This window comes from Patescibacteria group bacterium, assembly GCA_018896215.1.
In the GTDB taxonomy this organism is placed as follows: Bacteria; Patescibacteriota; WWE3; order 0-14-0-20-40-13; family 0-14-0-20-40-13; genus JAHINB01.
In genome coordinates this window covers 26,987-41,456 of the sequence record JAHINB010000011.1, presented here as the reverse complement: position 1 = coordinate 41,456, position 14,470 = coordinate 26,987, and the positions used below count along the sequence as shown (strand labels likewise).

13 protein-coding genes are annotated in these 14,470 nt (G+C 40.7%); 10 read left to right on the top strand and 3 right to left on the bottom strand.

Annotated features, from left to right (window positions below; genetic code table 11):
* From KKF75_02465 to KKF75_02425, 9 genes are all read left to right on the top strand, one after another.
* Window positions 1–1,179, top strand: a 1,179-nt coding sequence (locus KKF75_02465) for an alpha/beta hydrolase (protein ID MBU4381057.1), incomplete at its 5' end; no start/stop codon positions are given.
* A gap of 73 nt (window positions 1,180–1,252) precedes the next feature.
* Window positions 1,253–1,681 carry a hypothetical protein gene (locus tag KKF75_02460; GenBank protein ID MBU4381056.1) on the top strand — a complete coding sequence of 143 codons (429 nt, stop codon included), beginning with the start codon at window positions 1,253–1,255 and terminating at the stop codon, window positions 1,679–1,681.
* 511 nt (window positions 1,682–2,192) lie between these two features.
* Complete coding sequence (locus tag KKF75_02455) at window positions 2,193–3,962, top strand: alanine--tRNA ligase (protein ID MBU4381055.1); 1,770 nt, start codon at window positions 2,193–2,195, stop codon at window positions 3,960–3,962.
* Between the two features lie 5 nt (window positions 3,963–3,967).
* Window positions 3,968–5,194, top strand: a complete 1,227-nt coding sequence (locus KKF75_02450; protein MBU4381054.1) for a hypothetical protein — start codon at window positions 3,968–3,970, stop codon at window positions 5,192–5,194.
* Window positions 5,178–6,650 carry a hypothetical protein gene (locus tag KKF75_02445; protein ID MBU4381053.1) on the top strand — a complete coding sequence of 491 codons (1,473 nt, stop codon included), beginning with the start codon at window positions 5,178–5,180 and terminating at the stop codon, window positions 6,648–6,650. The genes KKF75_02450 and KKF75_02445 overlap by 17 nt, the downstream gene beginning before the upstream one ends.
* Before the next feature lie 2 nt (window positions 6,651–6,652).
* Entirely contained in the window at window positions 6,653–7,063 is a 411-nt protein-coding gene (ruvX, locus tag KKF75_02440) for a Holliday junction resolvase RuvX (protein ID MBU4381052.1), read from the top strand.
* A 69-nt stretch (window positions 7,064–7,132) separates the two neighbouring features.
* A complete protein-coding gene (locus tag KKF75_02435) occupies window positions 7,133–7,795 on the top strand; it encodes a hypothetical protein (protein MBU4381051.1) in 663 nt (220 codons plus the stop codon).
* 16 nt (window positions 7,796–7,811) lie between these two features.
* Window positions 7,812–8,018, top strand: a complete 207-nt coding sequence (locus tag KKF75_02430; GenBank protein MBU4381050.1) for a hypothetical protein — start codon at window positions 7,812–7,814, stop codon at window positions 8,016–8,018.
* Window positions 7,973–8,683 carry a 50S ribosomal protein L25 gene (locus KKF75_02425; GenBank protein MBU4381049.1) on the top strand — a complete coding sequence of 237 codons (711 nt, stop codon included), beginning with the start codon at window positions 7,973–7,975 and terminating at the stop codon, window positions 8,681–8,683. The genes KKF75_02430 and KKF75_02425 overlap by 46 nt, the downstream gene beginning before the upstream one ends.
* Window positions 8,684–8,709: 26 nt before the next feature.
* Here KKF75_02425 and KKF75_02420 read toward each other — a convergent pair whose 3' ends face one another.
* From KKF75_02420 to KKF75_02410, 3 genes are all read right to left on the bottom strand, one after another.
* Window positions 8,710–10,944: a valine--tRNA ligase gene (locus KKF75_02420; GenBank protein MBU4381048.1), complete on the bottom strand. Its 2,235-nt coding sequence runs from the start codon at window positions 10,942–10,944 to the stop codon at window positions 8,710–8,712.
* A gap of 109 nt (window positions 10,945–11,053) precedes the next feature.
* Window positions 11,054–12,046 (bottom strand): tRNA (adenosine(37)-N6)-threonylcarbamoyltransferase complex transferase subunit TsaD, encoded by a 993-nt coding sequence (tsaD, locus tag KKF75_02415; protein ID MBU4381047.1) that lies wholly within the window; start codon window positions 12,044–12,046, stop codon window positions 11,054–11,056.
* Window positions 12,047–12,055: 9 nt separating this feature from the next.
* On the bottom strand, window positions 12,056–13,363 hold the full coding sequence (locus tag KKF75_02410; GenBank protein ID MBU4381046.1) for an extracellular solute-binding protein: 1,308 nt from the start codon (window positions 13,361–13,363) through the stop codon (window positions 12,056–12,058).
* 51 nt (window positions 13,364–13,414) lie between these two features.
* Here KKF75_02410 and KKF75_02405 point away from each other — a divergent pair, with 51 nt between their 5' ends.
* Window positions 13,415–14,158 carry a class I SAM-dependent methyltransferase gene (locus KKF75_02405; protein MBU4381045.1) on the top strand — a complete coding sequence of 248 codons (744 nt, stop codon included), beginning with the start codon at window positions 13,415–13,417 and terminating at the stop codon, window positions 14,156–14,158.
* The last annotated feature ends 312 nt before the right edge of the window (window positions 14,159–14,470 follow it).

Below are 14,470 nucleotides of genomic sequence, written 5' to 3'. Positions count from 1 at the left end.
GTTGTGGACAATCAAGGTAGTGTTTATATCCAACTTGATAAGTTATACAAACTCAATAACAGTCTGGATGAAGTGTTGTTTGCTTTTGATTTAATACCCTATGGCAATAGTGGAAGTGTGGGATCATCTTTGACATTATCAGAGGATCAAACCAGCCTCTATTTTACAACCAGAGATGGCACAGTATTAAATCTCGCTACAGATTACCAAGAGGCGGGTTGTATCCGCGATTACTATTGCGACAGTACTCCTAAACACCACCCGATTATTTTTGTTCACGGACTAGGAGGTAAAGATACTGACTGGTTAGAGGGTAACAAAGCTGGAATGCGAGATTTAATTTTGGAGGAATACCGCCAAGACGATCCCGAATTTCCCGATAGTTGGGCTTATGCTTACCATTACGGTTATGACAATAATGGCAACTACAACTACCAAGGAGACATAAGACAAATAGCAAAAGGTTTGCAGGAAGATGTGGCGAGGTTAGCAAAAGAAAGTTTAGATGCTGGAGGAGATGGGCAAGTGGACATTGTTGGATTCTCTCTAGGAGGTCAGATTATTCGAGAATATTTAGCGCAGATGGTGAGGAGTATGGAGACGGAGGAGGATGATCGCCCCCACCACATTGCCAACGCTATCATCATCGCCTCTCCTAACAAGGGAAGTTCTTATTTAGAGATTAAAAAAAGTCTCGGAGATATCCCAAATTCTATTATTTCGATTGTTGGTGATGCTGTTCTTTACGCAACAAACGATAACAATCAACCAATTGCTGTCAACAGCACAGCTATGGAGCAGATACGAGCAAATTCTTCTTTTATGAAAAGGGTAGAAAGTAGATACGCTACAGATTTAAACTACTATACACTCTATGGAGATATTAATGTTACCCAAAAAATGGATTTATTTGGAGTTAGCCTCGGTGGTAAATTAAGTGTTGGAGATGGTTTGGTTGAAGCAGACAGTGGAAAAAATATCCCTGGAATCACACCAAATAAGCAAATACCATTTGGCGACCAACTAACTGTTGAAGCAAAGATAAAAATAAAAGATACTTATGCTGATGTAGAAATATCACAACCAAATGTTTTGACTGCGGATAGGTTTATCCATAAGGTGTTTATTGAGCAACCAGAGGTAAGTCAGAAAGTTTTAGAAATTCTACAAGGAGTTTAGGAACAAGGGGGGGACTGACCCCTATGAAGTTTTTGGATTTTTTGTATTGGGGTCAGTCCCCAATGATGCATTTATGGGAATTGCCGATGAAAAACGCCAAAAACTAAGATTCACACGCCAAGCCGAGCGAACCTTTAGAGATTTTGATTATAGTGCGAAACTTTTTTCTGTGGGTTGGGTACTCTTTTTTGCTTTTTCTATAATTGGAGCTTTCTCTTTCGCATTTGCCTATTTTTTCATAATGAAGTGGATATTTCCCCCATCAGACGGCTATGGTCTCGCGATTTTTGCAGTACAATCTGGAATGTTGGCTCTTTTTGGAGGCTTACCGACAGGTCAACTGGTCGCCCTTATTACACTATCAAAGTTGGGGAAAAAATGGCAGGGCAATTTGCATTTTGGCTCCCACCCCATTTTATTTATTTCGTTGGTATCCTTAATCTCTTTTAACATCTGCTTCTTTCTCCTCTTAACCCTTATTTTAAGCCTCAAACCAACCTAACCCCCATTTAGTACCGTAGTCTAGTCCACGGTTTGTTTAAGGGTGTTTAAGGGTGACACCCTTTTAGGGTGTCACCCTAAAAGGGAGACTCCCTAAATTAGAGCGTTAGACCAGCATCTCACTATTAGTACCATTGTCTAAACAACGGTACTGTTTAAAGATGTTTAAATATATTTTTAGAAAAGGGGACTGACCCCTATGAAGTATTAATGTTTTATTGTATTGGGGGCAGTCCCCAATGAAAGAGTTAAGTTGTTTGGAGGATATTTTTTGGGCGGGAATTTGTTGCATTAACAACCCCAAACTCTTCCACTTCGGAAGTGGAAGAGCTATTCCAATGAAATTATTTGCAGACCGTATTTTTCGATATCTTTCTTTGACGCCTTTTCTATTTTTACGCTTGGGCAAAATTCTTAGTCGGGTGTCAATGCTTTTTGTGGGATTTAAAGGAGGCTTCTTGATTTAAAAACTAAATATTCCAAAAATGGGTTGGGGATTGTATACTCTAGCCATGCAAAAAACTGTCGCCAGGCAACTTAAAGAAAAATATATTTCATACCTTAAAAGCCTGGGGCATGTGCAAATTCCATCCTACCCATTAGTTCCCGAAAACAACCCCTCGTTGCTTTTTGTTAACTCGGGAATGTTTCCTTTAGTTCCTTATTTACTCGGAGAGCCCCATCCCGCGGGAAAGCGACTTTGCAACATTCAAAAATGCGTCCGCACCGAGGATATTGATTCGGTCGGCAACCCCTTTTACCACACTTTTTTTGAAATGCTGGGTCACTGGTCACTAGGCGACTATTTTAAAGAAACCGCGATTGAGATTTGCTACAACTTTTTAACCAAAGAAATTAACCTTGATCCCCAAAAACTTGCGGTTACAATTTTTGCGGGCAATAAAAACGCTCCTTTTGATGAGGTCTCAAAACAAGCTTGGCTTAAAATGGGAATTGCCGAAAAGCAAATTTATGCTTTTGACGAAACCGAAAACTGGTGGCTAGCCGGAAACTCTGGTCCCTGTGGTCCCGACAGCGAGGTTTTTGTTGACACCGGAAAACCGGCCTGCTCGCCAAATTGCTCACCTTCCTGCAAATGTGGCAAATATTTTGAAGTCTGGAACAATGTTTTTATGGAATTTAACCAAACCAAAGAAGGCAAGCTTATTCCCTTAAAACAAAAAAATGTTGATGTAGGCATTGGGGTGGACCGCACCAGCACCATGTTAGAGGGAAAAGACGACAACTACCTAGCCGAACACTGGACTCCGGCGCGAGAACTTTTAGAGAAACTTACCCAAAAAGAATATGCTCAAGAAAAGAACCTAAAACCCTTAAGAATTCTTTTAGACCATACCCGCTCGATTGCCTTTTTTCTTGCGGAAGAAATTATCCCTACAAATGTGGCGCAAGGCTACATCGTGAAAAGAGTTATCAGACGAGCCATGAGACAGGAAATGCTTTTGGGGGTAGAAGGAAAGGTTATTAATCCTCTGGTTAATTTGTGGTGCCATCAGTATAAAGCCGAATACCCCCAATTGGAAAACACCGCTTTAATTCAAAACCTTTTAGAAATCGAGCAAAAAAAGTTTACTGTCGCGCTAAAAGCTGGAACTAAATATTTTGCGAAAATACTTCCCAGAGTACAAAAAGACCAAATCCTATCAGGTCGAGACATTTTTGATCTTTATCAAAGTTATGGATTTCCCGCAGAATTAACGCAAGAGCTGGCCAAAGAAAATAACCTTAGAGCCAATCTTAATGAATATCTAAAGCTCTATCATGCCCACAAAATTAGCTCGCAAACCGCATCTCAAGGTATGTTTGAAGGGGGGCTTGCCGGTGATTCGCAAAAAGAAACCGCTTATCATACGGCAACTCATCTTTTGCACGGCGCTTTAAGAAAAGTTTTAGGGGATACTGTGGGTCAAAAAGGCTCTAATATCACACCCGAAAGATTGCGTTTTGATTTTTCTTTTACAAGAAAGCTTACCGCAGACGAAATTGCCGAAGTAGAAAAGTTAGTCAACCAAGCCATAGCGGATGAACTTCCTGTAACCGTGATTACCAAAACTTTAGACGAAGCTCGCCAAATGGGAGCAGTGGCCTTTTTTGCCGAAAAATACGGCGAGCAGGTTAAAATTTATACTATCCATGGTTTTTCTTGCGAGGTTTGTGGGGGGCCCCATGTTAAAAACACCAGGGAGCTGGGAAAGTTTGAAATTATCAAAGAGGAGTCGGCAGGATCTGGTGTTAGGAGAATTAAGGCTGTGTTATCATAGACACAATGATTAAACTGCCCAAACTTTTACAATTAGCCCTTCTTAAAAAAGAAGACTCGCAAGAGAAACGATTTTTGGTTTTGGACACTGGATCAAGAGTTGTTAAGTCGGCCTGCTTTAGTATAGACGCTAGCAACAAAATTAAGGTTGAGGGTTTTGGCAAAGAAATAAGAGTCGGAGACGGATTAAAGGCATTAGAAGAAGCCACAATTGGCGCTGTCAACAAAGCCCGAAGCGCGCTGGGCGAACGCATTGCCGATTTGGTGTACGCTATTCCCTCGGAAAAAGCTATTTTGTGCACTACCACGGCAAAAATTACCCGAGCAAAGCCACAATCTCCAATAAAAGAATCCGAGATAGCCGAAATTACCGCAAAAATTACCAAGTCCGCTTACATTGAATCGGCAAAAAGGTACGGAGAACTTTACAAAAATGCCGAAGCCAAAATTGACCTTTTAAACACTTCCTTTGTTGCCACAACTATTGACGGCTCCAAAGTTTTAAACCCGCTAAAATATCAAGGAGAAAAAATAGAAGCCTCCTTGTTTTGCGCTTTTGCTCCCGAAGAGGAAATAAAAAAAGCCAAACGCCTGGCTCAAATTTTAGGATGCCACCTTTCTGCTGTTACCTCCTCTTTGTACACCATAACTAAGTCTCTAACTTTAAAAAATCTTGACTTTAACGGTACCATTGTTGATATTGGAGCCAAAGTAACCAATGTGGCAGTAGTGTTTGGCGGAGGAATTTATGCTAATCTTGCCGTAAATTTAGGCACCGAAGATGGTAGAGAAAAAATTTGTGAAGTCTTGGGAATCTCTCCAGCAGAATCGGGGAAGATACTGGAGATGTACAAAGATCAAAAACTGGATCCCGAATCTTACAACAAAGTTAAAGGCGCTTTGCATAATTCAATAGATGTTTGGATAACTGGTTTAGAATCCCTATTTTTGCAATTTGAAGGAGTAAAAATTTTTCCTGAAAATATCTATCTGCTCGGCGGAGGGAGCAATATTGCGGAATATCAAAATCTTTTAACAACTCAAGATTGGTCGAAAAATATTGCTTTTAAAAGCGCGCCTGTGATTACTAAGCTCGAGCTCTCCGACTTGTGGTATCTTACTCCCAATGCCACAGAGGAGCCAAGTTTAAAGGGCGAAACCGGAACTCTGTCCTTAGGTCTTGCCGGCCTGGAGTTATGGAAGGAAGGAGCACTTTATGGAAATACCAATTAATCCCGAAGATTCGCTTTTTGCCCTAGCCGAAAAAATCCGCAACTGTCGCGAAGAAACAGTGTCTCTTGTAGGAACAAATGTAGCGCTAACCAATAAGACCAACCAAATGTTTTTAGTAGAATTTGCCAAAAAATTTCGCAAAACCGTAATCTTGGGATCAAATACCATTCCCACAAATGAAACGCCCCACTCGCCAGCAGAGCAAGGCACAGCACCCGTAAAAGACGATTTGGGTGTAGAAGAAAGGTCTCTTAAGTTTTCCTTAAGAATTCTAATACCCTTGGTTTTTATTTCTTTAGGTCTGGGGGCGCTTTTTGCTTTGTGGTGGTTTGTTCCCAAGGCAACTGTAAACATTATGCTTAATTCCGAAGTATTGGTAAAAAATATCGAAGTTACAGTGGATCCCGCATCCAACGGTGTGGATATTACCAATAAAGTCATTCCGGGCGTAGAGCTCTCGGTTGTCAAATCAGAAAGAAAAACCCTAGAAACAACGGGAAAGATTTTAGTTGGCGAAAAGGCTCGCGGCACCGTTACCATAACCAACAAAACTGCAGGTGACAAGTCATTTGACGCTGGAACAATTTTGGTTTTAGAAAGCGACGAAAATATAAAATACACCCTTATCGAAGATCTGGAAGTTCCCAAAAAGACCGTTAGCGAAACTCCCAAAGCCGATGGAACCGGCACCGTTATTACCGAAACTTTTGGGATAAAAGAAGCCGACATAGAAGCCGAAGAAGTTGGAGAAAAGTACAACAAGGACAAAGGCAGCATATTTTTAATTGACGAAGAAAGTAAAGAAAACGTCCTTGTCCAAAACGACAAGGAGAGGATAGATAAAGGTGAAAGCCACGAGGCAAAAGCTGTTTCTAAAGAAGATGTCGACTTGGTAATTTCTCAAATGGACAACTCTATAAAGAGTAGCGCCACAGATGCCCTGCGCGAAAAGCTTGTGGGCGATCAAGTAATTCCCGACGGAGCGGTTGCCATTGCTACGATTGAACAAACCTTTGACAAAAAAGTTGGGGAGCAGAGCGACCTTTTGGTTTTGGACCAAACAGTAAAAGCAACCGTGACTGTTTACTCCAAGTCCCATCTTACAGAAATTGTGGCTCCAATTTTAAAAGGAGCTATTCCCGACAAATTCTCGCTTTACGAAACTGATAATCAATTGGAGATTAGCGATGGTATCTTTTTAAACTACAGCGCCTCGGCAGGCACTCAAAAAATGAACCTGCAAGTAAAGGTAAAAAGCTTCATTATTCCAAAACTTGATACCGAAAAAACACGGGACGCGATAACAGGACAACCCATACCAGCGGTAAAAGATTACCTTGATAATTTACCGGGAATTGCCTCTTATCAAATAGAAATTTGGCCACCACTACCTAATTTTGCTAGAACTATGCCGCATGTAACCAATAGGATAGAGTTAACGGTTGGGCATAAATAAATATGAGGCTTCTTGCGTGCGATTACGGAACAAAGACCATTGGCCTTGCTTACGGCACGCTGGATGACAACAAAAATCCAGCGGTAATTCCTTTGTCCTCAATAAGCGTTTCTAGTTGGGAAGGGGCCTCTGCCAAAATAATTATCACCGCCAAACAATATAAAGTGGACACAATCCTATTTGGGAACCCTTTAAATAAAGAAAACCAAGAAACCACAACAAGCCTAGAGGTAAAAAAGTTTGTTCGCTTTTTAACAAATCGCCTAAATATACCAATCAAACTGGTTAACGAAAGGTATACTACCTACGATGCCCAAGAATACTCCTTAGGTAAGGGAGCTTCCAATAGCATCCACAGTCAAGCCGCGGCATTAATGCTATTAAGGTATTTAGAGGAGAACCCCCTACTATAGGACAGACTCATTGACAGCTCCCCTTTCTATTTGCTACAATAACCCGCCTATCGTACAGATAGCTAACTTATGGAAATAAATGATGATAAAAAACAGCTTCTAAATTTAATCACTGAATCCCAAAAAGTGGCTCTTTGCGTGCCAGAAAAATTGAGTACCGACACAATTGCCGCAGCTTCTGGATTAGCCAGCTTGCTTACCGACCGAGGCAAAGAGGTTAGCGTTTTATACTGTGGCAACGAGGAAATTGTTAAAGAATTTAACCAATACGCCAAGATTCAAAAATCTTTTGGCGAATACTCCCTTACAGTAAGCCTAGACTACAACAACACTCCTATAGAAAAGGTAAGTTATAAAGCCGAAGACGGAGTTTTTAAACTTACCGTCACCCCAATAGAAAAAGATTTTGATCTTTCTAAAATTGGTTACGATTTTACAGGACCGGCTTACGATTTATTTATAATTCTTGGCGCGCAAAAATTAACCAATCTTGGAGAAATTTACACCAATAATGAAGAGGCTTTTAAAAAATCGCCTTTAATAAATTTTGACAACAACTCGGCAAACGAAAGATATGGAACAACAAATATTGTAGAAAATACCGCGCCAAACTTAGTTTCTTTAGTGCTTGCTAAAATGGCAACTGTAGGGTATTTTCCAAGTGCTAATGCTATAAAGGCTTTTCTTTTGGGGCTGTCTCAAAACAACTCTTTGACAGAGGCTCCTCTCTAGCTTAAAATCTTAGGGCATGCACAAAACACTGAACCCCAAAAGACAAAAATCTCAAGAAGGTAGCAATGTGCCCAGCCCAGATTTTTCGGCACGAGATGCGCCTTCTAGTTTAGAAGGGTTTCCAATTTCTCAAGCTAGTGTTGTAAAAGCGTGGGAATTACTTGGAAAGTATAATTTATGGAAATTATTGCACAAGAAAGAACAATTTTCGGAAAAAAAGTAAGATTTCTAAGAAGAGAAGGTCTTATCCCTGCGAGTGTCTTTGGAAAAGATTTCAAAAATCTCTCCCTTGCTATAAACGAGAAAGAATTTTCCAGCCTCTATAAAACAGCAGGAGAAACCAGTCTTGTTGATCTTAAAGTGAAGGAAGCAAAACCTTTTAAAGTTCTAATTTCTCAAGTACAACGACACCCAGTTACAAAAGCTGTTGTTGCGGTTTCTTTTTATAAAGTCAATCTTACCGAAAAGATTACCGCCAATATTCCATTGGTATTTGTTGGAGAATCCCCTGCTGTTCATGCCAAAGAGGGTATCCTTCTTACTCTTATGGACGAGCTGGAAGTAGCATGTTTGCCAGCCGATTTACCACAACATATTGAAGTAGACATATCAGGTTTACTAAAGATAGACGATGCCGTTGCCGTTAAAGACTTAAAGCTTGACCGCGGTAAAGTAGAAGTTAAAGCAGAACCAGAAGAATTGATTGTTAAGGTGGATTACGCCCAACAGCCGGAGCAAGAAGAAGAAACACCGGTAAGCGAAGAAGAGTTAGTTTCGCAGGTGGAAGCAACCAAAGAGTTAACCGAAGAAGAAAAAGCCAAACGAGAAGAAGAGAAAAAAGAGGGCGCGAAACCAGAAAAGTCAGACAAAAAATCCAAAGAAAAGTAAAACTAATTCCAGATAAGGGATAATCCCTATTTCGGCCAGCTGGAAATTATCAAAGGATCGTTAGATTTTCTTGGAATTTTGCTCCAAAGTTCCTCGGTCACAAACGGCATAAAAGGGTGCAGTAGCTTTAGACAAGTTAAATAGACATGACGCAAGACCATTAAAGTAACTTCTTTGTCCTCTCTGGTTTTGACTTCTTCCACATAAACATCCGCCAGTGTGTGCCAAACGAATTCGTACAAGCTCTCTCCCGCCCTAGAGAACTGATAAGTATCCAACGACTTGGTAACTCCAGCCACAAGTAACTTAAGTTGCCTAAGCAGTTTAAGATCGGAGGGCGTTAACTTGTTTTTCATCTCCACAGAATAGAACGATACTTCTTTACCGTACTGCTCGAACGAGTACTCCAAAAAGCGCCCAATATTCCAGATTTTATTAGCAAAATTTCTCATAGCTCTAATTTTATCCTCACTTACAACAACATCGCTTGCGGGGGCAACGCCAAAAATCAAAGCCATCCTTACCGCATCAGCACCATATTTATTTACCATTTCCATAGGATCGATAGTATTTCCTTTGCTCTTGCTCATCTTTACACCATGCTTGTCCACAACCCTTGCGTGCAAATGAATTGTTTTGAAAGGAACCTGCCCCGTATTGTAAATGCATAACATCATCATCCGAGCAACCCAGAAAAATAAAATATCCCACATAGTATCCAATACCGAGGTGGGATAAAAATATTTAAAATCCTCGCTTTCCGGAAACCCTAAAGTTGTTAAGGGCCATTGACCCGACAAAAACCAAGTATCAAAAGTATCGGTTTCCTGCAAAACATTTTTCCCGCTACATTTATGGCAAATATCTTTGTCCAGAGAATATTTTGCGTCTACCGGCGCGGATAATGATTGCAATCCTTTTTCAATTTCCGAAAATTCATATTTTTTCCTTAACTTTTTATATTCTCCGAAAACTTTCTGTCCTCTTTTATCTATAAAATTTATTTCAATATCTGGGTTGCAGTCTAAACAAAACCACGCGGGAATCCTTGGTCCCCAAACGATTTGCCGCGAGATGTTCCAATCGTGGATATTTTCTAGCCAATCAAAATACATTTTCTCAAACCTTTTTTTAGGAACGATTTTTGTTTTGCCTTCCTTAATAGCTTTAATTGCAGGTATAGCTAGGGGTTTTGTTCTTACATACCATTGCGGAATAAGTGTGGGCTCAATGATTTTATTACATTTATAGCAGGTATTTATTGTATGTTCCAAGGGAATTTCTTTTATCAACTTTCCTTCCTTTTTTAAATCTTCCAAAACCGCCTCACGGGCAGTCGGCACATTCATTCCAAGATATTTTGCGGGGACATTCATCATCTTTCCGCGAATATCAATACATTTAATGGAATTAAGTTTGTGTTTTTGGCCGATCTCATTATCCAACGCATCGTGCGCGGGGGTAATCTTTAACGCCCCGGTGCCAAAGTCCTTTTCTACCGCTTCATCGGATATGATTGGTATTTTTTTGTTTATTAAAGGAATAATTGCATCTTTTCCCACAAGATTTTTGTATCTTTTATCCCTTGGATTAACGGCAACGGCCGAATCTGCAAAAATAGTTTCGGGGCGGGTGGTGGCGATTTGGATTGTCTCATAATCAAGGAAATAAAGTGTAGCGGTTTCCGCTATATGATTAACTTCTAAGTCCGAAAGCGCCGTTCCGCATTTGGCGCAGTAATTAACAAGTCGTTCTCCTCTGTAGACTAGACCATCTTTATGAAGTTTAGAGAAAGTCTCAAGAACCTTTTTAACAATCTCTGTGTCCAAGCTGTATTTGTATCTTGTCCAATCTAATGAAAACCCCATTCTTCGCATTTGATTTTTGTTTACACCTTTATTTTTCTCTACAAAATCCGCAATCATTTTGTACAATGTGTAGCGATCATAATTTAAACGGCTTGTACCTTGTTTAACTAAATGTTTTTCATAAACATATTGTGTTTCGATACCTGCGTGGTCTCCGCCGGGTAGCCACAAAGTGGGGTCTCCCATCATACGATGCCACCGCGCTAAAACATCTTGAATGGTAAAGAGCATATTTCCCATATGCATAGGGTCGCTAGCATTTGGTAAAGGAAGAAGAATAGAGTAAGGTTTTTTGGTCTTGTCAATTTTGGGCGTAAAATACCCCCCTTCTTCCCACATTTTGTATAGGGATTCCTCACAAAGTTCTGGATGATATGTTTTTTCTAAAGACATGTAAGGATTGTATACCCATCTTACGCTAGTTTGCAATCCCGAAGGGTTGTCAGAATAGCTTAGATGGGTATATACCCGTAGCTCGCCAAAGGCGAGCGAAGGGTGAAGCCTACTTAGAGTAATTATTAAAGTAGGCGTTACTTGCAATCATTGCTCCATTGTCGCCAGTGTACTTTAAGTGGGGAAGAAAAACTGTATAAGTACTTCGTAACTCCTCCAACCGCTGGCGGAGCAACGCGTTTGCCGCAACCCCACCAACCACAGCAATGTTTTTTGTCTGGTTCATCTTTGAGGCAAAAAGTAGTTTAGAAATTAAAATCTCAACTGCAGTTTCTCTAAACTCAAAAGCCAGTTGCGTTACCTCGTCATTGTTTAATTTTTTTGAAAGGGTGATGCGATGAACCGCTGTCTTTAAACCTGAAAACGAAAACTCACAATCCTTGGAAGTTATCATCGGTTTGGGCAGTTTGAAGGTGTTTTTATTGCACACCTTCCGGGTGTTTCGCAGAGCGAAATAAATTGAGAATTGAGAGTTGAAAATTTTAGACGCCTCGGCGTCAATCGCCGGTCCTCCGGGATACCCAAGCTCTAACGATCTTGCCACTTTGTCAAAGCATTCCCCAACCGCGTCGTCGCGGGTTCCCCCAAGAAAGTTGATTTGTTGATGCGATTTTACTAAATACAATTCAGTGTGCCCACCGCTAACAAGCAGAACCACAAAGGGAAATTTTGGTTGCTCCTTTCTATTTTTGTCCAACCACAAAGAATAGATATGCCCCATTAAGTGACTTATTAAATGTAGCGGTTTGTCTAAAGCAAAACTAAGAGCCTTTGCTGTTTCTACCCCCACAACCAAAGACCCGATCAATCCGGGATTTTCAGTAACTGCAACGGCATCTACATCTTGATTCGACAAAGCCTCCTGCAAAACAGGTATCATATACTCCACTTGTTTTCTTGCCGCATTTTCGGGAGTAATGCCTCGGGTCTTTTTGTGCATTTCCAAGGAAGTGGCAGTTACCAAAGTTAACACTTTGGCGCCATCTTGGACCACAGAGACTGAAGTTTCATCGCAGCTTGTTTCTATACCAAGGATTTTCATGAGAGTATTTTACCGCTTTTTCCTCTTTGTTGTCAGAAGAGTGGTCAGAGTAGTTTTAGCGGAGGTTAAAGCATCTTGCGCAGTCTTTCCCAATAAGACTTCGTCAATTGCGGAGTTTATGGCAGTAACATAAGGATCGTTTCCGCTACCAGCGCTAAGCAAGGACACTTCCGCATTTTCCGCTCCCAAAATATATGGCGCAAGATACTCATTTTTCCCTATGGTTTCGGAAAGCTCCTTGAGAGGAAGGATCTGGCCAAACACCCGGTATAACGACTGCGCCTCGTATTGCTGTAACAGCTCCTCTTTGGAGGTTACATACTTGATAAAATCCCAAGCTACCTTGCTATTTTGGCTCGAAAGCGGAACCACAAAAACCCAAAAACTCGCCCAGTTCTTATTGGTTAGCGTTTTTCCATCGGGATTGGGAATTTGCGGAACTGGTGCCACAGCAAGGTCTACATTGGAGACGGAATTTAACACTCCAAGAAGGGCGCGGGATGGGGCAAAAACCATAGCAACCTTCCCCTGCGCTAGAGCCTCTAGAGAATTCTGCTGTGTGCCATCCCAAACTTTATCTACTTTTACAAAATCGCTGTAATAGGCTAAAACATCTTGCGCTTCTTTGGAATCTAGCCCTTCTGGAATTTTGATATTATTCTGCAAGAGCATCAACCCCAAGATATCAGAGGCGTAAGCTACATTTTTTGTAGCGCCGATTGCCGCCCCAGCAAGAATAATTTTTCCGGAATCGTCATGCACAGTAAGCTTTTTAGCAAAGAATCTAAAATCATCCCAAGTTTTGGGAGCTTCCATTAAGCCTGACCCCAAAAACATCTCCTTGTTATAGACCAAAGCCAAATCATCAAAGGACGGAGCCGCGCAAACTACTAGACCGCCCAGAACACAAACTCGAGAAACGGAAGGGTAAACCTCTTGACTGAAAGAATTGACCATAAATACGCTTTCGGGAGCAGGTGTTAGATACGATAGCATTTCGGGAATCCACGAGGCATGTACCAAAATTACATCGGGAGTGGTACCTTCTAAAAGACGGGTAAAAACCAAATCTTTATATTCCGCGAGACCTCCTAAATTTCTCTCCTCGTATTCAATCTTTACATTGGGGTAAATGTTTTTAAAGCGTTCAAAAAGAAATGCTGACATATCAGCGTTTTCCCACAAGCCCCAAAGCTTTAAAGTTCCCGTGGCATTTACAGTAGGTTGGTCTTTGGGCAAGAAAAATTTAGTTGCGCCAAAATAGATCGCGGGAGCAAGCAGTAATGGCACCAACAACCAGAGCAATTTTTTAGACATGGTATTTTTATTCTAACACAGCATTTGCCAATTTGTGATTTAATAGAGTCTATGAAACCCGCCGATTACAATGACCCCAATTACGATTATACAAAATATTGGAGTGGCAGAGAATACGAAGATTTGGCCGAAAAACGCGCCTTAAAAAAACTCCTCCCTCTAAAAGGAACCAGCATTTTGGATGTGGGCGGCGGTTTCGGAAGACTTGCCCCTCTCTATAGTAAAACATTTTCTAAAATTACCCTAACAGACTCCTCCACCAAAATCTTGGCGCAGGCTGTTAAGTTTACCAAAACAAAAGGAATGAGCATTAAAACCGTAAAATCGGATGTTTACAATCTTGCAGAAAATCTTAATGGCAGTAAATTTGACTGCGTAATTATGATTCGTGTGGTGCACCATTTAGATAATCTGGCAGACGCCTTTAAACAGGTAGCCACCGTCCTAGAAAACGACGGGGTGTTTATTTTAGAGTACGCCAACAAATTAAACTTTAAGGCTGTTGTAAGAAACATTGCTAAATTCAACCTAAAGCACTTCGACCTTTCCCCCGTGAGTATTGCCACAAAATCCAAAGTTAATTTTTGTAACTTCCATCCTCAATTCGTAGAGGAAGCGCTTGGAAATGCTGGGTTTAGAATAGAAAAAAAGCTTTCGGTATCTAATCTAAGATCCCCCTTACTAAAAAAATACTTTGCCGATAAAACTTTGGCAGAAGTGGAATCGCGACTGCAAGAGCCTTTAAGCTGCATAAATTTCGGTCCCTCTGTATTCCTAAAATGCGTCAAAGACTAAAGCCCGTTTCTTTTGCGAGGTTGTTAACCTTAGTTACCAGATGTTAAAAACTTGTGGATTATTTTTAGGGTAGCTCTACAGTTCTCTCATACTAGCGACTTAGGACAAAAAACAAGAAGTTTTTGTAAGGGAAGTTTACAGCTAATCTACTTATCCTCTTTAGATTTAGTTTAAAGGTAGTATTAATACAATAGTAGTCATAGATCTTGTTGATATGTTAACAAGTTTAGATATCCTGTATCCTGCAAAGGATTTCTCTTTTCCGTTTTTCCACACGGGATATTTCCTTTTTACAGCACGCATTTTAATTAA

Excerpts from the sequence above, each read along its gene's own strand:
- KKF75_02435 (MBU4381051.1), top strand. The coding sequence starts at position 7,133 with ATGGAAATAAATGATGATAAAAAACAGCTTCTAAATTTAATCACTGAA.
- tsaD (MBU4381047.1), bottom strand. The coding sequence starts at position 12,046 with ATGAAAATCCTTGGTATAGAAACAAGCTGCGATGAAACTTCAGTCTCT.
- KKF75_02410 (MBU4381046.1), bottom strand. The coding sequence starts at position 13,363 with ATGTCTAAAAAATTGCTCTGGTTGTTGGTGCCATTACTGCTTGCTCCC.
- KKF75_02445 (MBU4381053.1), top strand. The coding sequence starts at position 5,178 with ATGGAAATACCAATTAATCCCGAAGATTCGCTTTTTGCCCTAGCCGAA.
- ruvX (MBU4381052.1), top strand. The coding sequence starts at position 6,653 with ATGAGGCTTCTTGCGTGCGATTACGGAACAAAGACCATTGGCCTTGCT.
- KKF75_02450 (MBU4381054.1), top strand. The coding sequence starts at position 3,968 with ATGATTAAACTGCCCAAACTTTTACAATTAGCCCTTCTTAAAAAAGAA.
- KKF75_02405 (MBU4381045.1), top strand. The coding sequence starts at position 13,415 with ATGAAACCCGCCGATTACAATGACCCCAATTACGATTATACAAAATAT.
- KKF75_02460 (MBU4381056.1), top strand. The coding sequence starts at position 1,253 with ATGGGAATTGCCGATGAAAAACGCCAAAAACTAAGATTCACACGCCAA.
- KKF75_02425 (MBU4381049.1), top strand. The coding sequence starts at position 7,973 with ATGGAAATTATTGCACAAGAAAGAACAATTTTCGGAAAAAAAGTAAGA.
- KKF75_02430 (MBU4381050.1), top strand. The coding sequence starts at position 7,812 with ATGCACAAAACACTGAACCCCAAAAGACAAAAATCTCAAGAAGGTAGC.
- KKF75_02455 (MBU4381055.1), top strand. The coding sequence starts at position 2,193 with ATGCAAAAAACTGTCGCCAGGCAACTTAAAGAAAAATATATTTCATAC.
- KKF75_02420 (MBU4381048.1), bottom strand. The coding sequence starts at position 10,944 with ATGTCTTTAGAAAAAACATATCATCCAGAACTTTGTGAGGAATCCCTA.